Origin of the sequence: Aromatoleum bremense, assembly GCF_017894365.1 — a bacterium.
Classification (GTDB): domain Bacteria; phylum Pseudomonadota; class Gammaproteobacteria; order Burkholderiales; family Rhodocyclaceae; genus Aromatoleum; species Aromatoleum bremense.
The window spans coordinates 3,637,571-3,656,302 of the sequence record NZ_CP059467.1; the positions used below are offsets into that span (position 1 = coordinate 3,637,571).

Annotated in this window: 16 protein-coding genes and 2 tRNA genes; 13 read left to right on the forward strand and 5 right to left on the reverse strand. The window is 66.5% G+C overall.

Going from position 1 to position 18,732, the window contains the following annotated elements; all coding sequences use genetic code 11:
- Nucleotides 1–182 precede the first annotated feature (182 nt).
- The 9 genes from pbN1_RS17080 to pbN1_RS17120 all read left to right on the forward strand — a co-directional run bounded on the left by pbN1_RS17080 (nt 183) and on the right by pbN1_RS17120 (nt 11,012).
- The gene (locus pbN1_RS17080) at nt 183–3,104 is read left to right on the forward strand and encodes a PAS domain-containing hybrid sensor histidine kinase/response regulator (protein WP_244856999.1); all 2,922 of its coding nucleotides are present in this window, start codon (nt 183–185) and stop codon (nt 3,102–3,104) included.
- A 199-nt stretch (nt 3,105–3,303) separates the two neighbouring features.
- Entirely contained in the window at nt 3,304–4,275 is a 972-nt protein-coding gene (locus pbN1_RS17085; RefSeq protein ID WP_210147553.1) for a BON domain-containing protein, read from the forward strand.
- Nucleotides 4,276–4,350: 75 nt separating this feature from the next.
- Nucleotides 4,351–4,800: a PRC-barrel domain-containing protein gene (locus tag pbN1_RS17090; protein WP_169203653.1), complete on the forward strand. Its 450-nt coding sequence runs from the start codon at nt 4,351–4,353 to the stop codon at nt 4,798–4,800.
- 104 nt (nt 4,801–4,904) lie between these two features.
- Complete coding sequence (locus pbN1_RS17095) at nt 4,905–5,396, forward strand: MgtC/SapB family protein (protein ID WP_244857000.1); 492 nt, start codon at nt 4,905–4,907, stop codon at nt 5,394–5,396.
- 66 nt (nt 5,397–5,462) lie between these two features.
- On the forward strand, nt 5,463–5,696 hold the full coding sequence (locus tag pbN1_RS17100; protein WP_169203652.1) for a hypothetical protein: 234 nt from the start codon (nt 5,463–5,465) through the stop codon (nt 5,694–5,696).
- Nucleotides 5,697–5,745: 49 nt separating this feature from the next.
- Nucleotides 5,746–8,844, forward strand: coding sequence for an ATP-binding protein (locus pbN1_RS17105; RefSeq protein ID WP_169203654.1), 3,099 nt, complete (start codon nt 5,746–5,748; stop codon nt 8,842–8,844).
- A 111-nt stretch (nt 8,845–8,955) separates the two neighbouring features.
- Nucleotides 8,956–9,192: a CopG family ribbon-helix-helix protein gene (locus pbN1_RS17110; RefSeq protein WP_169203655.1), complete on the forward strand. Its 237-nt coding sequence runs from the start codon at nt 8,956–8,958 to the stop codon at nt 9,190–9,192.
- On the forward strand, nt 9,182–9,469 hold the full coding sequence (locus pbN1_RS17115; RefSeq protein ID WP_169203656.1) for a type II toxin-antitoxin system RelE/ParE family toxin: 288 nt from the start codon (nt 9,182–9,184) through the stop codon (nt 9,467–9,469). The genes pbN1_RS17110 and pbN1_RS17115 overlap by 11 nt, the downstream gene beginning before the upstream one ends.
- 181 nt (nt 9,470–9,650) lie before the next feature.
- Nucleotides 9,651–11,012, forward strand: a complete 1,362-nt coding sequence (locus tag pbN1_RS17120) for an FAD-binding oxidoreductase (RefSeq protein ID WP_244857001.1) — start codon at nt 9,651–9,653, stop codon at nt 11,010–11,012.
- A 98-nt stretch (nt 11,013–11,110) separates the two neighbouring features.
- On the opposite strand, the gene serA is transcribed toward pbN1_RS17120, so the two are convergent.
- Entirely contained in the window at nt 11,111–12,340 is a 1,230-nt protein-coding gene (gene serA, locus pbN1_RS17125) for a phosphoglycerate dehydrogenase (protein ID WP_169203658.1), read from the reverse strand.
- 64 nt (nt 12,341–12,404) lie between these two features.
- Between serA and pbN1_RS17130 the strand changes: the two genes are divergently transcribed.
- The 4 genes from pbN1_RS17130 (at nt 12,405) to gltX (ending at nt 14,321) form a co-directional block, all read left to right on the forward strand.
- On the forward strand, nt 12,405–12,566 hold the full coding sequence (locus pbN1_RS17130) for a hypothetical protein (RefSeq protein WP_169203659.1): 162 nt from the start codon (nt 12,405–12,407) through the stop codon (nt 12,564–12,566).
- 42 nt (nt 12,567–12,608) lie between these two features.
- Nucleotides 12,609–12,683, forward strand: a tRNA-Val gene (locus pbN1_RS17135).
- 28 nt (nt 12,684–12,711) lie between these two features.
- Nucleotides 12,712–12,786: transfer RNA gene (locus pbN1_RS17140), tRNA-Val, on the forward strand.
- Nucleotides 12,787–12,923: 137 nt separating this feature from the next.
- Nucleotides 12,924–14,321 (forward strand): glutamate--tRNA ligase, encoded by a 1,398-nt coding sequence (gltX, locus tag pbN1_RS17145; protein WP_169203660.1) that lies wholly within the window; start codon nt 12,924–12,926, stop codon nt 14,319–14,321.
- A 201-nt stretch (nt 14,322–14,522) separates the two neighbouring features.
- Here the strand turns inward: gltX and pbN1_RS17150 are convergent, their stop codons facing one another.
- From pbN1_RS17150 to pbN1_RS17165, 4 genes are all read right to left on the reverse strand, one after another.
- The gene (locus tag pbN1_RS17150; protein WP_169203661.1) at nt 14,523–15,077 is read right to left on the reverse strand and encodes a phasin family protein; all 555 of its coding nucleotides are present in this window, start codon (nt 15,075–15,077) and stop codon (nt 14,523–14,525) included.
- 259 nt (nt 15,078–15,336) lie between these two features.
- On the reverse strand, nt 15,337–15,984 hold the full coding sequence (locus tag pbN1_RS17155; RefSeq protein ID WP_169203662.1) for a response regulator: 648 nt from the start codon (nt 15,982–15,984) through the stop codon (nt 15,337–15,339).
- Entirely contained in the window at nt 15,981–18,422 is a 2,442-nt protein-coding gene (locus pbN1_RS17160; protein WP_169203663.1) for a PAS domain-containing protein, read from the reverse strand. Before pbN1_RS17160 ends, pbN1_RS17155 begins: the two co-directional genes overlap by 4 nt.
- 108 nt (nt 18,423–18,530) lie before the next feature.
- On the reverse strand, nt 18,531–18,731 hold the full coding sequence (locus pbN1_RS17165) for a hypothetical protein (RefSeq protein WP_169118664.1): 201 nt from the start codon (nt 18,729–18,731) through the stop codon (nt 18,531–18,533).
- Between the last annotated feature and the right edge of the window lies 1 nt (nt 18,732).

The following is an 18,732-nucleotide window of genomic DNA, read 5'->3' on the forward strand; positions in this document are numbered from 1 at the left end:
CACCGGATCACGGTCATAAGATGAGTGAACCGGATGGCGGCCGTCTTTGCACAAGCGTGACGCGAGGCTGGAGGTCGGTGCGGTTTGGAGGTCACAGATGACTGACCATGCCGATGACGATGCGAATGGGCGATAGCGTATTCCTTCCCGCTGCCGCGGAACGGGCCCCGAGTGTCTGGGGCATGCGGCTCCAGCAGGTGTCCGCGTACGCGAGCCCCGCCGTCGTGGTGCTGGCGCTGATCGGCGCGGTGGGGTGGTTCGTCGGGATGCCCGCTCTCGGGACGCTGGGGGCGGATTCTGTGCCGTTCATGCCGACCAGCATTGTCAAGCTCCTGTTCGTTGCTTTCGCGTTGCGCGAGCTCGATCGTGCCCCGGCCGCGCGCGCACGTTTCACCGTCGCGGTGGCGGCTCTTGCCGTCGCGCTGATGTCGGTGATGGCCCTGACGGTCGGACCCGACCCGGTCGGCATGGTCCTGTCGCCGCTGCTGCCGCCGGCCGAACCCGGATCCATTTATTCCCCGTCCGAGCCAGCGGTCGGGACAGCCACCACCTACCTCCTTCTTGCCGCGGCGCTGGCGCTGGCGCCCCTGAGCGACCACCGCCTGCTCGCGATCTCGCGGCTGCTGGCCGTGGCCGTCGGCGGCGTCGCGCTGGTGGCGGTGGTCGGGCTGACTTTCCACCTCGTCCGCCTGAACCTCGCGATTCCTTCGGTCGGCATCGCGCTGCCGGTCGCGCTGGCGCTGCTGATCACGAGTTTCAGCCTGCTGGTCAGGCACCCGTCGCCGCGGTTCATGCAGTTGCTCGAGCACGATTCGCCCGGCGCGGTGATTTTCCGCCGCCTGCTGCCGGTCGCGGTCGCCGTGCCGCTCTTGGCCGGCTGGCTGCAGGCACTGGGCCAGCGCTTCGGATGGTTCGGCGTGATCGAGAGCGAAGGGGTCGTGGCGGTCGCGATGATCGTCGCGTGCACGGTCCTGATCCTGTGGACCGCCGCCCGGCTCGACGAGATGAACACCGACCGTTCGATCGCCGAGATCCGCGCCAACACGCAGCAGCAGTGGCTGGAGGTGACGCTGGCGACGATCGAGGACGCAGTCATCACCGTCAATGACGAGATGCGCGTCGGGTTCCTCAACCCGGCGGCCGAGACGTTGCTCGATGTGAAGGTCGGCGACGCGATCGGCCGCGATCTGCGGGAGCTGGTCGTGCTCGTCGACGAAGCGACCGACCAGCCGATGGGGTCGCCGTTCGCGAGGGCGTTTTCCGAGCTGCGCCAGGTGACGATCAGCGGCGAACCGGCGTTGCGCATGCGCGACGGCAGCGTGCGCGCGGTAGAGGCGACCGCGACGCCGATCCGCGACTGGAAAGGCGGGATCAGCGGCGGCGTGCTGGTGCTGCGCGACGCGCGCGCCCATCGCGCGCGGGAACATGCGGATCGGCAGGCCTACGCGGCACTCGACCGGCGCGTCGGTGACCGCACGCGGGCGCTGGAACGGACCATGTCGGTGCTGCGCGAGAGCACGACGCTGCTGCGCACGATCGCCGCCAGCACGCCGGAGCTGATCGTCGCGAAAAGCCGCGAAGGCCGCATCATGATGGTCAATCCGGCTGCGCTGCAGGCGATGGGGCTGAGCCGCGCGCAGGTCGTCGGACACAAGGAAGAGAGCCTTTTCGGCGACTCCGAGGAAATGCGGCGCATCCTCGAAAACGACCGCCGCGTCATCGAGACGCGCCGGCCGATCGTCGTCGAGGAAACGCGCACGACACGCGCCGGCACGCGCACTTTCCTCGTGACGAAATCGCCGCTGCGCGACTCGCAGGGACACGTGTTCGGCCTCGTCGGCGTCTCCAAGGACATCACCGAGCGCAAGCGCGCGCAGCGCGAACTCGAACAGCTGCTCGTCGCCGAACACCGCCTGCGCGGCGAGGCCGAACGCGCTAACCGCGCGAAGGACGAGTTCCTCGCGATCGTTTCGCACGAGCTGCGTTCGCCGCTGAACGCGCTCAAAGGCTGGAGCCAGGTGCTCACCGCGTCGGGCAGCCCCGAACCCACGACGGTGGCGCGCGCAGCGGAGGCGATCAAGCGCAACATCGACCATCAGGCACGGCTGATCGACGACCTGCTCGACACGTCGCGGATCATCAGCGGCAAGCTCGAGCTGAACAGCCGCCGCGTGAATCTCGTCGAGATCGTCAACGCGGCGATCGACCTTTCGTGGGACACGGCGAAGGCGAAACGGATCGAGCTGCGCGTCCACACCGATCGCCCGTCGATGACGATCAACGGCGACCACGACCGGCTGCAGCAGATCGTCATCAATCTGCTCGCGAACGCGCTGAAGTTCACCACCGAAGGCGGCTGGGTCGAGCTGCGCCTGACCCAAGGCGAGACGTCGGTGAACCTGTCGGTCGCCGATTCCGGGGTCGGCATCGAGGCCGGCTTCCTGCCGCACGTGTTCGACCGCTTCAGCCAGGCCGACACCTCGATGACGCGTCGCCACCAGGGCCTCGGGATCGGGCTCGCGCTGGTGCGCAACCTGGTCGAACTCCACGGCGGCAGCGTGCGGGTCGAGAGCGCCGGCCCGGGCCGCGGTTCGGTATTCACGGTGGAACTGCCCGGCCCGGTGCAGGATGCCCTGCCGGGCGAATCGCCCGAGGCGCGGGAAGGCCGTCCGCCGCGTACCGCGCTCGAAGGCGTCGAAGCGCTGGTGGTCGATGACGAGGCGGACGCGCGCGAAGTGATGACGCTGATCTTGTCGCAGGCCGGTGCGCGCGTGCGCACCTTCAGTTCCGGTGCCGAACTCCTCGTGGAACTCGCCCGGCCGGATGCCATCAGCCCGCCGGCGATCCTGCTGCTCGACATCGCGATGCCGGGCGACAGCGGCTTCAGCGTGCTGCAGCGCGTGCGCGAGCTGGCTTCGCTGCCGTTCATCCCGGCAGTCGCAGTGACCGCCCTGAGTCGCCTCGACCGCACGCGCTTCGAACTCGCCGGCTTCCAGGAATGCGTCGGCAAACCGGTCGAGGCGCGGATCCTGATCGAGACCATCGCCGCGACACTCGACGTCGCGGACCTCGACGCGCAACGCCGCCAGGCATCGGCGGCGTGACACTGGCCGCGCCGGTTCGCGCCGCTAATTGCACCCTCCTGTAATCGTTGCACGCCTTGCGCTGCCGTAACGGCCATCGGGCCGTTCGGCGGGGCGCCCACCGTGGGCACGACGTTTGCCACTCTCCGCGGAAGATGGAGCAGGGTCGCCGGCGCAAGGCGGCGCTCCGGCCCCTCACCGATCGCGCAGGAGGAGCACGATGATGAAACGACATCGTTCGCAACCAACACGGCAGCACGACGAAGAGGTCCGCCGCGGACAAGGTGGCCCCGGCATGCCGGGGCCGGGTTATGGCAAACCCCCCGCTGTGTACGGACAGGGCGAGGGCAGCGGATCGCGCCAGCCGCAACAGCTGCAGGACAGCCAGCGCGGTTTCGACGACGGGGGTTCGGCAGGAGGCTATGGCTCGGTGCGGGAAGGCTCGTTCGGCGGACGCACGAGCCAGGAATACGGACGGTCCGGCCAGGACCCTAACCTCCAGGACTGGCGCAGGGGCAACCCGGGCGGGAGTCTCGAAGGGGGTGGGTACGGCGGCAACCGGCCGTATCACGGGGTTTCCGGCGACGCGGACTACGGCCCGGTGGACCCCACTCCGGGGCGCTTCCAGCAGGGCGGCGTGCGCGGCGGCTTCGGCGCGGGCGACTACGGGTCGTCGCAAGGCCAGTGGATTCAGGACCAGGAATTGCCGTACGTCGGCAGCCCGTCCTGCAGCCGCACCCCGCAATACCGCGGCATGCCGCTGTGGAGCGGCGCCGGGCGCGGCCGGCAGGGGCCGAAAGGCTATTCGCGTTCCGACGAGCGTCTTCGCGAAGTCGTCTGCGAGCGCCTCATGCAGGACCGGTCGCTCGACGTCACCGAGGTCTCGGTGAATGTTTCGGACGGCTGCGTCACGCTCGAAGGGACCGTTCCGGAGCGCCACATGAAGCACGTGATCGAAGACGTCGCGGACAGCTGCTGGGGCGTCAAGGACATCGAAAACCACCTGCGCATCCGCGCTCCGGAGCCTCCGGCGGGAGCGGAGTCGTTCGCCCGTTTCGAGGCATCGTCGAATCGGGCCGCGCAGGAAACCGGAGCTTCGTCCGGGCGATCGGTATCCGGGCAACCGGAGCCGGGCGATTCGGGCGGACGAGGAAGCTCCTCCGGCGAGTCGAAAGGACAAAGCAGGGAGTGAGCAGGGCCGGCCGGACGTCGCGCGCGGTGTCCGGCCGTCTTCATCGTGGAACTTTCATCCAAAAGGAGCAATGACATGGCAAGCATCAATCCTCCCGGCACCACCACCACTACCACTCAACACGCCGACATCGTCGGTTCGGGAAACGAAGACCGCAGCGGACCCGGCCCCCAGGTCATGGCGGCGAGCACGCTGGAAGGCGATGACGTCGTCAACCGTGCCGGCGAAGACCTGGGCAATATCAAGGAGGTCATGATCGACGTGCAGAGCGGCCGGGTCGCGTACGCAGTGCTGTCGACGGGTGGTTTCCTCGGTCTCGGGCGCAAGCTCTTTGCGATCCCGTGGGGCGCCTTGACGCTCGACACGGACCGCAAGTGCTTCATCCTCGACGTGGATGCTGAACGGCTGAAGAGCGCTCCGGGATTCGACAAGGACCACTGGCCGAGCATGGCCGACATCACGTGGGCGAGTGAAATACACGCCTATTACGGCCAGCAGAACTACTGGCAGCCTCCGAGCCACTGATCCGCTGCATGAGGGCCGGCGGCGGAATTTCGCCCCGGCCCTGTTTTTTGCCGAACGATCGGCCTCCCGCAGCGCGGGGCGCCAATCAGGGGACCGTGGCCCCGATGAGAGCAGTCTTGGATACGATCCTCGCCGAACTCACTGCCGGGCTGGGTGGGTTCCAGGAACTCGTCAGGCCGGTGCTGCGCCTGATGGTCGCGCTGCTGTGCGGCGCCGTCATCGGCATGCAGCGCGAACGCGCGGGAAAGGCCGCCGGATTGCGCACGCATATCCTCGTCGCGTCCGGCTCGACGCTGTTCGTCATCGCCGCGGTGGAGGGAGGCATGGACAGCTCCGGCCTGTCGCGCGTCATCCAGGGCTTGGTCACCGGCATCGGTTTCCTCGGCGCGGGCGCGATCCTGAAACGCGAACGGGAAAACAACATCCGCGGACTGACGACCGCCGCGGGGATATGGATGACGTCCGCGATCGGCGTGACGATCGGGCTGGGACGTTTCGGCGTTGCGATCGCCGCGACCGTGATCACGTGGATCGTGCTTTCGGTGCTGCGCCAGATCGAAATCTGGACCGACACCGAAGGGAACGACCGTCCCTGAGCCATTCCATCCGTCCGGTTTGGCCGTGGAACCCCCCGCCCGGCCCGACGTCGTATGGGGACGTCCGTGATCGTGTTCAACAAGGAGATTTCCATGACCACCACACCACAGAAACCGTACACCGATCCTTCGGTGCACAAGCCGAAGGATTCGCATGTCGAGGATCTTATCGACGAGTCGAGCGAAGAGAGTTTCCCGGCGAGCGATCCGCCGGCCGTGTCACCGAAACGCGACCCGGTCGCGCCGAAGGCCGGGGAAACTGGCGGGCGGGACAACAAGGGGAAGAACGAAAGCCCGTAAGCCGGGAAGACCCGCGACCGGACAGGGGGAGCGCAGCCAGAAGAGCCCTATGCCGAGTGACACGAGCGGGGTCGGTGGCGAGCGGCCGAGGCGGTTACAGGTCCGGTTACAGGTCCGACTTCTTGGTGCGGTCGAGATCATCCTGGACGGCCGGCGTCTTCGCGCCTTCGACTCGCTTCGCCTGCAACGGTTTCTGGCGTTGATCGCGCTGCGGCGAAGCCCGCAGCACCGCTCACGACTCGCGTTCGAGCTCTGGCCCGACTCCGACGAAGCGCAGGCGCGCACGAACCTCAGAAAGCTGCTCCACGATTTCCGTCATGCCCTTCCGGACAGCGGCGAGTTCGTCGACATCGACCACGAGACGGTGCGGTGGATCGCGACCGGGCCGAGCGAGGTCGACGTGCTGAGGTTCCGGGATGCCGTGGCGGCCGGCGATTTCGAGCTCGCCGCGCGCCTCTATGGGGGCGATCTCCTTCCCGCCTGTTATGACGACTGTGTCGTTGATGAGCGAGCGACACTTCGCGCCGAGGCATATCGGGCCCTCGTGCGGCTGACCGAAGAGGCCGCGAGGCGCAACGACCACCAGGCCGCGCTCAGGCATACCCAACGCATCATCGGCCTGGAGCCGACCGACGAAGCGGCCGTTCGATTTCAGATGGCAGCACACCTCGCGCTTGGCGATCGAGCTGCGGCGCTGCGCGCCTACCACCGCTATGCGGAGGTGCTCGAGCGCGAGCTCGGGGTGGCACCGGGCGAGGGGATCGGGTCCCTGTACCGACAGCTCCGGGCCGGCACGCTCGACCGCGACGAAGTGCGGGGCAAGGACCTGCCCGTCGCCGAATCGCCTTTCGTCGGTCGCGACCTCGAATGGAAGCAGCTTGTCGCGGCATGGAACGCCGCGCGGGAGAGGGGGACACATTTCGTGCTGGTGACCGGGGAAGCGGGGATCGGAAAATCCCGTCTCGCCCTCGAACTCGGCCGCCACGTTCGGGCAGAGGGGCACGGAGTGGCCTCGGCGCGTGCCTACGAGGCTGCGGGCAGACTGCCATGGGGTCCCGTCATCGAGCTGCTCCGATCGGACGCCATCCGAAGCCACATCGACACGCTCGACGCGGTCTGGCGGGTCGAGCTCGCGCGTTTGCTGCCCGAGCTCCGCGACGCTTCCCGGCCGTCTGAACGGCGCCGGTCGGGCGACCCGGCTCAGCGCCATCGGCTGTTCGATGCGGTGGGCCGGGCGATTGTCGCCGGCGATCGGCCGCGCTTGTTGATCATCGACGATCTGCAGTGGTGTGACGCCGAAACCATCGAGTTGATCGGATTCGTCGTCCGTGCCGGACAGACGGCACCGGTCCTGATCGTCGGTACCGTGCGCTGGGAGGAGCTTCCACCGCAGCATCCCCTCGTCGGACTCGTCGACGCCCTGGGCCACGATCAGGCAATGACCACCGTGCCACTTGACCGACTCGACGAAACCACCACTGCGACGCTCGCTGCCCAGCTGCGTGCCGAGGCCACGCTCGATCCGAAGCTGGCGGCACGACTGTGGCGCGAGACGGAAGGCAATCCACTCTTCGTCATCGAAGCGCTCCGAGCCGGGATCTCCGCAGACGGCGGTCAGGCAGTGCTCACTCCGACGATGCGGGCGGTGCTGCGCGCCAGATTGGGCCAACTCACTGACGGCGCTCGGCAACTCGCCGAAGTGGCGGCCGTCATCGGCCGGCCCTTCTCGGTCGGTGTGCTGGCCTCGGCCACCGGGACCGACGAACACGAACTCGTTGATCACGTCGACGAACTCTGGCGTCGCCGGATCATTCGCGAACAGGGGCTGACGTACGATTTCACTCACGACAAGCTTCGGGCCGTCGCGCTGGATATGGTCAGCCCGGCGCGTCGACGCCAGCTCCACCGCGCCGTCGCCGCGGCGATCGCGATCGGGCGCGACAAGGACATCGACGCGGCAAGCCCGCAGCTCGCCGCACACTACGACCAGGCCGGCATGGTCGAACCGGCCATCGACGCCTATCGCGCGGCGGGGGCCCGAGCGGTGGCGGTGTCGGCCCTCGACGAAGCGGTCACCCTGTTTCAGCGCGCGCTCGCGCTGCTCGCCGAATTGCCACCGTCAGCCGACCGCGATGCACTCGAACTCGACCTCCGGATCGCCCTCGGATCCCCGCTTGTTGCCCTCGACGGGTACGGCTCCAGGGGGGCGCACCAACTCTACGAGCGCGCCCTGTCGCTGTGCCGCAAGCTACGCCGACCCGTGGCGCCGCCGATCCTCCGTGGTCTCGGCCTCGCCCGGCTGCAGGGCTGCCGCTTCGACGACTGCGATGAGCTCGCGCGGGCGCTTCTCGAGCATGAGAGTCATGATCCGGTCGCCCGGACCGAGGGCCGCTATCTCCTCGGCGTGAGCGCGTTCTGGCGCGGCGATCTGGCCAGCGCCCGCCATTATCTCGATGGCGCGGTCGAGGCCTACGACGTTTCCCATCGCGACGAGCATCTGGCCTTGTACGCCCAGGACCCGAAGGCGGTGTGCCTCGTGCGGCGGGCCTGGGTCGATCTGTGGGCCGGAGATCCCGGCCGCGCCGACGAGACGGCCCGATCGGCGCTCGCGATCGCCGCCGGCCTCGATCATCTGATGACTTTGGGGTACGTCACCACTTACGCGGCGATCATCGCGGCCGAAGCCGAGGATCTCGCCCGCCTCGCCGAGCTCCTCGCGGACGCCGACCGGCTGTGGAAGCGGTTTTCCGACCGCTACCTCATGGTCGTGCTGGAGGCCCTTCGGGGCTGGCTGGACGTGGGCGGCGGATCGGCAGGGGGCATCGAGACGATCCTGCGCTCGGTGGCGCGCTCGCGTGCCGAAGGGGAGACCCTGCATCTGACCTACACCCTTCTTCTCCTCGCCCGGGCGCGCGGCATGCTCCGCGAGTTCCGCGAGGGACGCGCCGCCACCCGCGAGGCGCTCGCATGGTCACAGCGCTGCAACCAGCGCTATCTCGAGGCCGAACTGTGGCGCGTCGACGGCGAGCTGGCTTATCGCAGCGGGGAAAGCGAAGCCGCCGCCGCTTCCCTGCGCCGTGCCGTCGAGATCGCCCGCGCGCAAGGGGCTGGCTGGCTGGAGCTTCGCGCGCTGCGATCACCCGCTTGAGCGCCTTGTCGTGCTCGATCCGGGCCGCGCCCGGCATGTTCTTCAAAGTCCTTTTCGCACAATTTTTCGTGCTAGCATTCAGTTGTGTACATGGCAACACAAGGTACGATGATGGAAACCACGACACTGACCTTGCGCGTTCCGACGGAGATGAAGGAACAGCTCGACAAACTGGCTGACGCGACCCACCGCTCCAAGTCTTACCTGGCTGGTGAAGCCATTCGGCAATATCTTGAACTTGAGGGTTGGCAAATCGGTGAAATACAACAGGCGCTCAAGGAAGCGGATGCCAATGATTTCGCATCCGATGATGAAGTCGATGCGGTCATGAGGAAGTATGCCGGTTAAGTGGCTGCGTCGTGCTCTGGAGAACCTGGACGACGAAGCGGCCTACATCGCGGAAGACAACCCGCGCGTGGCGGCGGAGTTCGTTCGGCACATGCGAAATAGTGCCGCAATGCTCGCGGATCACCCCAATATGGGGCGCCCGGGCCGCATTACCGGAACGAGGGAACTTGTCGTGACCCGTTTCCCGTACATCCTCCCTTATCGCGTGCGAGGCGGTACCGTGGAAGTTCTGCGCGTTTTCCATACCGCCAGAAAATGGCCCAGGCGGATCAACTGACCGCCCTTTGCCAAAACCTGGTCCGGGCCGCAGCATGCAGTCGGTTTTCATGCTTCGGCGAGCGTCGGCTATGGAGAACAAAGCCGAGCAGGTCGGGAACGCTTCGGGAACGCCCGCGGGCGCATCCTTTGCGCACCTTGGTGAAACGGAGGAGCACGCCATGAGCGACACGATCAAGGCATTGACCGAAGCGGTGCGCGGTCGCGTGATCACCCCCTCGGATTCCGACTACGACGACGCGCGCGCCGTCTACAGCGCCATGCACGACCGCAGACCCCGCGCCGTTATCCGCTGCGTGGACTCGGCCGACGTGATGGCCGTGGTCGCCGCCGCCCGCGACGCCGGCCTCGACCTGGCAATTCGCGGCGGCGGCCACAGCGTTCCCGGCTTCGGCACGGTGGACGACGGCCTGGTCATCGACCTGTCGAGGATGAAGAACGTTCGGGTCGACCCGGTCAAGAAGATCGCCCGGGTTGGGGGCGGCGCGACGTGGGGGGAGGTCGACCATGCGACCTACCCGTTCGGCCTGGCAGCGGCCGGCGGGATCATTTCGACGACCGGGGTGGGTGGCCTGACGCTGGGCGGCGGCATCGGCTACCTGACGCGCAGCGTCGGTCTCTCCATCGACAACCTGCTGGCGGCCGACGTCGTGCTTGCCGATGGCCGGCAGGTCACCGCGAGCGATTACCAGAACGAGGATTTGTTCTGGGCCCTGCGCGGCGGCGGCGGCAACTTCGGTGTCGTCACCAGCTTCGAGTTTCAGCTCCACGAGGTCGGTGACATCGTCGGCGGCCCGCTGTTCTACGACTTCGCCGATGCCGCGGCGGTCCTGCAGTGCTACCGCGAATTCATTGCGACTGCGCCCGAACAGCTCGGCTGCTTCTTCGGCTGGCAGATCGCGCCGCCGCTGCCGTTCATCCCCGCGGACCGGGTCGGGGATCTGTTCTGCGTCCTGGTCACGTGCTGGAACGGTCCGCACGAGGCGGCCGAGCGAGTGCTCAAGCCACTACGCGATGCTGCCGAAGTGAAGGCGGAGCAGGTCGGCGTGATGCCGTTCCCGGCCCTGCAAAGCGCCTTCGACGGCCTGGTGCCGAAGGGTATGCAGCATTACTGGAAGGCCGACTTCATCACCGAACTCAGCGACGAGGCGATCGCGGCGCACATCGAGCATGGCAAGAGAACGCCGACCATCAGCTCGAGCATGCATCTGCATCCGATCAACGGTGCGGCGCAGCGGGTCGGTGCCAGCGAGACCGCCTTCGGTCACCGCGACAAGAGTTTTGCGCCGGTGATCGTGGGTGTCTGGTCGGACCCGGCCGACAACGCGGCCAACATCAAGTGGGTGAAGGACTACTACGCCGCGATTCATCCCCACTCCGGCGGCGACGGGGGCTACGTCAATTTCATGTCCGGCGACGACGATCACCGTGCGCCCGCGAACTACGGCGCCAACTACGAGCGGCTCGCGGCGGTGAAGGCGGCCTATGACCCGGACAACCTCTTCCACATCAACCAGAACATCGCTCCGGCGAAGGGACACTGAGCATCGCGGCGTTCATCCATTACGGAAAACCCCAGATCGTTATCGACGTCTGGGGGGCCGGGATGCTGGCGCTCGCGTTTTACTGATGCGACGGAAACTTAGCAGATCAGCCGGCAGCGTATCGTCCCGTCGATCGCGTTGAGTTCGTCGAACGCCACCTGGCGCGCTTCGGCCTCGACGTCGATGACGACGTAGCCGACGTGCTGGGTCGTCTGCAGGTACTGCGCGACGATGTTGAGCCCGGCTTTCGAAATCCGCTCGTTGATGCGCGCGAGCATGCCCGGGACGTTGTGGTGGATGTGCAGGACGCGGCACTGGCCTTCGTGGGCGGGCAGCGACACTTCGGGGAAATTCACCGCTGAAATCGTCGATCCGTTGTTCGCATAGCGCGCGAGCTTGGCTGCGACCTCGCGGCCGATGTTTGCCTGCGCCTCGGCCGTCGAGCCGCCGATGTGCGGCGTCAGGATGACGTTGTCGAAGCGCAGCAGCGGGGAGACGAAAGGCTCATCGTTGGACTTCGGTTCGGCTGGGAACACGTCGATGGCCGCGCCGAGCAGATGGCCGGACGCGAGCGCGTCGGCGAGGGCGTCGATGTCGACGACCGTGCCGCGCGACGCGTTGATGAGGAAGCTGCCCGGCTTCATCGCGGCAAGGCGGGCGGCGTCCATCATGTTCCGCGTCGCCGGGGTTTCGGGGACGTGCAGGCTGACGACGTCCGACGCGGCCAGCAGCTCTTCGAGCGACCCCAGTTGATGCGCGTTGCCGAGCGACAGCTTGGCCTCGATGTCGTGGTACACGACCTTCATGCCGAAGTGCTCGGCGAGCACGCCGACCTGCGTGCCGATATGGCCATAGCCGACGATGCCGAGCGTCTTGCCGCGGATCTCCCACGAATTGCTCGCGCTCTTCATCCATCCGCCGCGGTGCAGCAGCGCGTTTTTCTCCGGAATGCCGCGCATCAGCATGACGATCTCGGCGAGCACGAGCTCGGCCACGCTGCGGGTATTCGAGAACGGCGCGTTGAACACCGGGATGCCGAGCAGCGCCGCCGCCTCGAGGTCGACCTGGTTCGTGCCGATGCAGAAGCAGCCGATGCCGAGCAATTCCGGCGCGTGCCTCAGCACTTCCTCGGTGAGCCGCGTGCGCGAGCGGATGCCGACGAAATCCGCGTCGGCGATCGCGTGGATGAGTTCGTCGCCTGCCAGCGCCCCGGGACGCGCGTCGACGCGCGAATAGCCGCTCGTGCCGAGCGTCTCGACCGCAGTCGCATGAATGCCTTCGAGCAGCACGAACCTGAAATCGAGGTGGTGCAGCGGTGAATTTTGCATGATCGGGCCTCCGTGCGGTGAATGCTCGGTCGAGCAATTGCGGTGCCTCGCCAAGCGGCACTGAATGCGTGCTATCGACGCCGCAGGTCGCGGCGCAGCCCCGGTGAGGGACAGCAACGCGAGGCCCAGCGCGGGCCACTTCATCAATCCGATCGAGGAAAACACCATGAACAAGTACAAGTCAAGCCTGCCCACCGACCCCGGCTCGCCGCGATTGTCGCCTTGACGCGGCTGGGGGCTCCTTCTACAATTCGCGCTCTTCGCCGACGGGCGGTTAGCTCAGCGGTAGAGCACTGCCTTCACACGGCAGGGGTCACTGGTTCGATCCCAGTACCGCCCACCAGTTTCCGGCGAAGACACCGCAGCCCCCGGGGCGGTTAGCTCAGCGGTAGAGCACTGCCTTCACACGGCAGGGGTCACTGGTTCGATCCCAGTACCGCCCACCAGACACGACCCTGAAGCTGCCCGGCTTCGGGGTTTTTGTTTTTATGCCTCCGCCCGCCGTAGTCCCGTCACGACAGGGGACGTCCGGGCGAAGGCGTAGAATCCAGAACTTTCGACCTGGCCCCGAGCCCCTATCCCGATGGCTTCCAACGTTCGCACCCGTTTCGCCCCGAGCCCGACCGGCTACCTCCACATCGGCGGGGCGCGTACCGCCCTGTTCTCGTGGGCGTTCGCCCGCCGGCATGGCGGAACCTTCATCCTCCGCATCGAGGACACCGACGTCGCGCGCTCGACGCCCGCAGCGGTGCAGGCGATCCTCGACGGCATGAGCTGGCTCGGGCTCGACGCCGACGAAGGGCCGTTCTACCAGATGCAGCGCATGGATCGCTACAAGGCGGTGATCCGCGAGATGCTCGCCGCAGGCACCGCCTACCACTGCTATGCGTCCACGGAGGAACTCGACCGCATGCGCGAGGAGCAGCGCGCGCGCGGCGAAAAACCGCGTTATGACGGGCGCTGGCGGCCCGAGCCGGGCAAGGTGCTGCCCGCGCCGCCCGCCGGCGTCGAGCCGGTCGTGCGTTTCCGCAACCCCGTCGACGGCGTCGTCGCGTGGGACGACCTCGTGAAAGGGCGCATCGAGATTGCGAATGCCGAACTCGACGACCTCGTCATCGCGCGCGCCGACGGCACGCCGACCTACAATTTCTGCGTCGTCGTCGATGACCGGGACATGGGCATCACGCACGTGATCCGCGGCGACGACCATGTGAACAACACGCCGCGCCAGATCAACATCCTGCGCGCGCTCGGCGCGGAGGTGCCGCTGTATGCGCACCTGTCGATGATCCTCGGCGACGACGGCACGAAGCTGTCGAAGCGCCACGGTGCGGTCAGCGTGATGCAGTACTTCGATGACGGCTACCTGCCGGAGGCGGTCATCAACTATCTCGCGCGTCTCGGCTGGAGCCATGGCGACGACGAAATCTTCACGCGCGAACAGTTCGTCGACTGGTTCGATCTCGACCACATCACACCGTCGGCGGCGCAGTTCAACACCGAGAAGCTCAACTGGCTCAACGCGCACTACATCAAGCACAGCGACGACACCAAGCTCGCGGCGGATGTCGCCAGCCGGCTCGCGCGGCGCGGCGTCGACCCGGAAGCCGGGCCGCGGCTCGAATCGGTCGTCGCGCTGTACAAGGAGCGGGTCGCGAACCTGAACGAGCTCGCGGATGCGGCCGAACTTTACTGCGTCGAGGTCCACCCGTCCTACGAGCTGCTCGCGCAGCACCTGACCGACGCGGCCAGGGCGGCGCTCGCAAGCCTGAAGGCGCGTCTTGCCGATGTGGCGTGGGAAAAGCCAGCGCTGAACCAGGCGATCAAGGACACGATGGCCGAGCACGGCCTGAAAATGCCGCAGGTTGCGATTCCGCTGCGTGTCGCCACGCTGGGCGTGGCACAGACGCCAGCGATCGACGCCGTGCTCGAGGTCCTCGAGCGTGAGCGGGTGCTGAAGCGAATCGGCCGCTACGTCTGACCGGAGCGGTCGACGGCGGAATCCTCCGGCCCCGGCCCCGGGGTAGTGCCGACCTCCCGGTCGGTTACCGACGCAGGCAGGCGCAGGCGCGAAACGAAAAAAAACCCCGCGCCGCATAAGCGGTTTCGCGGGGATGGGTTCATTTCGCACCCAACCCGGGGGTTCCCCGGGACTTGCGGAGGATTTCCTTCTGGCTGCCGGTCAGGCGACCTTGCGCGCTTGCTTCGTCGTCGCGGTCACCATCGGCTGCAGTGCGTTGCTGGCGGCAGCGAGGTTCGACTCGGTGACGTCGCGGGTCGTCTTGATCATGTTCTCGTACGTGGCGCTGGCATTGCTCATTGCTTTCTTCATCGCGGCGACGATGTCGGTCGCGCCGCTCGGGCCCGCTTTGGCGACGCTGTCGAGCAGCTCATGCACCGACTCCGATACTTCGTTCAAGCGCTGTGTATTCAGCTCCGCCACCTCGCTCTGGGTCTTGGCGCAGAGCTCGTTGAAGCTGCGGAAGTATTCCGCGGCCTGTTCGAACATCTTGCCTTGCGTACCCATGCGCGCCGCGATCTGGTCGCGCATGTCATTGCTCGCAGTCAGCGGCGCGGCATTCGCGGTCGCCGTGCCGCACAGCGTGCGGGCGGCCTCGATGTTGAGCGCGACGAGCCGCTCGGCCGCATTCAGGACGATGTCGGCGAACGACTGGAAAGCCTGGATATTGCCGTTTGCTGCCTGCGTCAGTTTCTGTACGGAAGGAAGAGTATTCATATTTGAATTCCTAAAAGCATATGCGCATTCTGATCTCGTCGAAACGAGCTCCGTTACCCAGCCTCAAAAGCGTCGGGAGGCCTGCTGCCATCTTGCCGGACGCGGTCCCTCGTCGATGTCGCGGGCCGAATCCAAATGCATAATAACACTATCACTATGGGCAGGTGGAATGCTACGTGCAGACCCAACTTGGGGACATACAGCGACCGGTGTGTTTCGCGTCCCTGAAAACAGGTAGTCTGCGCAACACACTCTCCAGTCAGCCCGAAACGGTCGTTATCCCGCTGCGAATCGCGTACTTCGTCAGTTCGGCAACGCTGTGCAGATCGAGCTTGCGCATGATGTTGCGGCGGTGCACCTCGACGGTCGACGGCGCCAGGTGCAGCCGGTCGGCGATGCGCGTCGACGTGTAGCCCTCGGCGATCAGCTGCAGCACCTGGCGCTCGCGCGCGGTGATGCGGGGCGCCGAGATGTCCTTCGGTGCGTTGTCGAGCAGCGCGCTGGTGACCGTCGCGGCGACGTCCGGGCAGAGGTAGGTCTTGGACTGCTGCACGGTGTGGATCGCGCGCAACAACTCGTCGCCGGCCTCGGCCTTCGTCACGTAGCCGGTCGCCCCCGCGTTGAGCAGGTCCAGCACGAACTGGCGGTCGGAGAATGCCGAGAGCCCGATGACGCGCACGTGCGGGCGGATCGCGAGCAGGCGGCGCGTCGCCTCGATGCCGTTCATCCCCGGCATGCCGATGTCGACGCAGGCGATGTCGACCGGCTGGTGGCTGATGAGGTCGATCAGTTCGTCGCCGTTGCTCGCTTCGCCGACGATGCGGATTCCCGGCTCCTTCTCGAGCATCGCGCGCAGCGCGTGACGAAACATCTGGTGGTCGTCGGCCAGTACGATGCGGATCGTCATAGGAGCCCCGGTCCTGCCTGGAGCAGACGGTCGCTCGCGCGTCGCGAAGGATGCTGGCGCGTTTTCCATAGGGTGTTCAGTGCATGAAGGTCGAAGGTCACGGTGATTTCCGTCCCGGATTCAGGGTTTGATGTGATGGTGAAGCGGCCACCCGCGAACTCCGCCCGTTCCTTCATCGTGATCAGTCCGAGACCGGGCCTGGAACCGCTTTCGCCCAGCAGACAGGAGTCGAAGCCGACCCCGTCGTCGGAAATCTTCATGATTAGGGCGTCGTCGGTTTCCGCCAGCTGGAGGTGGATCGTTCCCGCATCGGCATGCTTGGCGCAGTTCGTGAGCGCTTCCTGGGCGATGCGGAACAGCAGCGACTGAACGTTCGGCAGAAGCTGGGTCTTGAGAGGTGCCAGATCGAGGCGTACCGCGATGCCGGTCCTGCGCGCGAACTGTTGCGCATAGTCCTGCAGCGCCGGGATCAGGCCGGCGTAGTCGAGCGTCGCCGGACGAAGGTTCGTGCAGATCTCCCGAATGCCGGTAGCGGTGTCGAGCAGGAGGGCCTGGGCGTCGCCGAGCATCGGTTCCAGCTCGGCCAATACCGATGCCGGCAGCGCGCACGCGAGGTTCGACAGCGTCAGCTGCAGCGCAGCGAGGTTCGGGCTTGCGCGGTCGTGAAGTTCGCCGGCCAGTTTGCGCCGTTCGTTTTCCTGCACGTCGACCATGTGTCGCGACAGTTCGGCGAGGCGCGCTTCATGCGCGGCGCGCTCGATCTCGAGCTGCTTGCGCGCCGAGTTGTCCGACAGCATCGTGCGGGTCGCGACGAAGTGGCCGGCGGTATCGAGGATCGCCGTCGAGTCGACCTGCACCGGCAGCCTCGATCCGTCGCTGCGGATCAGTTCGAGCTCCAGGCTCTGCAAGAGGCCGGTCTGCTTCAGGCGCAGGAACTGATCCAGAAAGACCGGCTGGCTGTCGGGACTCAGGATGTCGGTCACCCTCATCCTGCCGACGACCTCCTCGCGCGCGTAGCCGAGCCAGTTCAGCGCGGTGTCGTTGATGCGGATGATGACGCCGTCGGCGTCGATCGACTGGTAGCCGCACGGCGCGTTCTGATAGAGATCCTCGATTTCGAGCGTCTTGCGGCGAAGCTGCTGTTCGGTGAGCATGCGCTCGGTGATGTCCTGGACGGTTCCGAACAGCTTGTACACCCACCTGTCGGCGTCCTTCAGCGGGACGATCTGGGTTGTGTGGTGACGCACCGCGCCGGACGGAAGGATGATCGTCTGTTCGAGTTCGCAGCGCTCGCCGGTCTCCATTGCGTGGCGGAAGCGGGCGCGGGTTTGTTCACGCGTATCCGGCTCATAGTAGGCGAGGGCCTCGTCGAGGTCCGGCGCGCCCATTTCCAGCGGGCGTTCGAAGAGATGGAAGAGCTCGGGTGACCACGTCATCGCGCCGGTTTCGCGCTCGAGTTCCCAGTCGCCGATCCGGCCCACCGCCTGCGCTTCCTGCAGGCGTGCCTCGCTTGCCCGCAACGCGGCCTCGGTGTGGCAGCGCAGCGCCTCGCGGTCGAAATGGTCGAGCGCGAAGGAAACGTTGTCCGCCATCTCTTCGAGCAGCGCGACCGCCTCGTCGTCGAAACGATGCGCCTTGCCGCCGTAGACGTTCAGCGTGCCGAACAGCGCGCCGTTGCGCTGCAGGGGCAGGGAAACGAGGCACGCCAGACCGTGAGCGGCTGCGGCGGCATGCCACGCAGCGAGGTCGGGATCTGCCGCGATGTCCGGCACGATCGACGCCACCAGGTCGCGGCCCGCCGGGTCAGCGGGGGCATAGCGCTCCATGCTGCCGGGACTCGCCCCTGTCCTGATGCCGTCCACGTAGGAAGCAGCGGGGCCTGCGGCCTCGACCGGGATGATGTAACCGCTCAGCGGGTCGTGAAGCCCGATCCACGCGAGCTTGAAACCGCAGTGGCGGATGCAGGCGTCGCACACCGCGCGATATACCTCCTCAGGCTTCGAGCTGCGCATCACCGCCTTGTTGGTGTCCGAGATTGCGCCGTAAAGCTGGGAAAGGCGAAGCGACCGGGCGCTGGAAAGCTGTTTCCCGATGGCGTCGAACCGGCCCATCAACGCGATCGACGGCTGGAGGCCGAAATGTTCCGCGACGCGTTCGAGATCGAGCTCGACGCTGTGTCCGATGCGCGACTGGCCGGAAAGGACCCCGACCAGGTGGCTCGCCTTGCCCGCCGCGGCTTCCCTGACCGCGCGCTTGATGTTCAGCGTGCCGATCCCCCACCTTTCCCAGCCCGGAGCCGACCATAGCGGCTTCCCGACGATTTCGTCCGCCGGGATGTCGAAGAACGCAACGAGGCTCCGGTTTGCCCGCAAGAGCGTGCCGTCGCAGCTCAGCAGGCCCAGCATCTGGTCGGTGCTGTCGACGAGGGCGGCGTCCACATTCGCAGGAGCGATCCGCGCTGCCCGATTATTCCCGGTCATCAAGTACCCACTTTTCGAACTGTTGCGCTGCGTCGGTTACAGGAGAGCCGGCTCGTTTTCCACCAGTCATCCTGCACTCCCGCCGCACTCGGCTGCACGGGCGCGTTCGCGCTTCATGCTTCCGGTACGGGCAAACGAAATAAACGCTGATTTCAGGGAAGCCCGCAGCGCGGGCATCCGGAATCCGGTTGTCTCCTCCACCCGGATCGGTCCGACCCGCAGGTCGGTCATCATGCGGCTCGATAATTCCATCGCGCGTACCTTCATC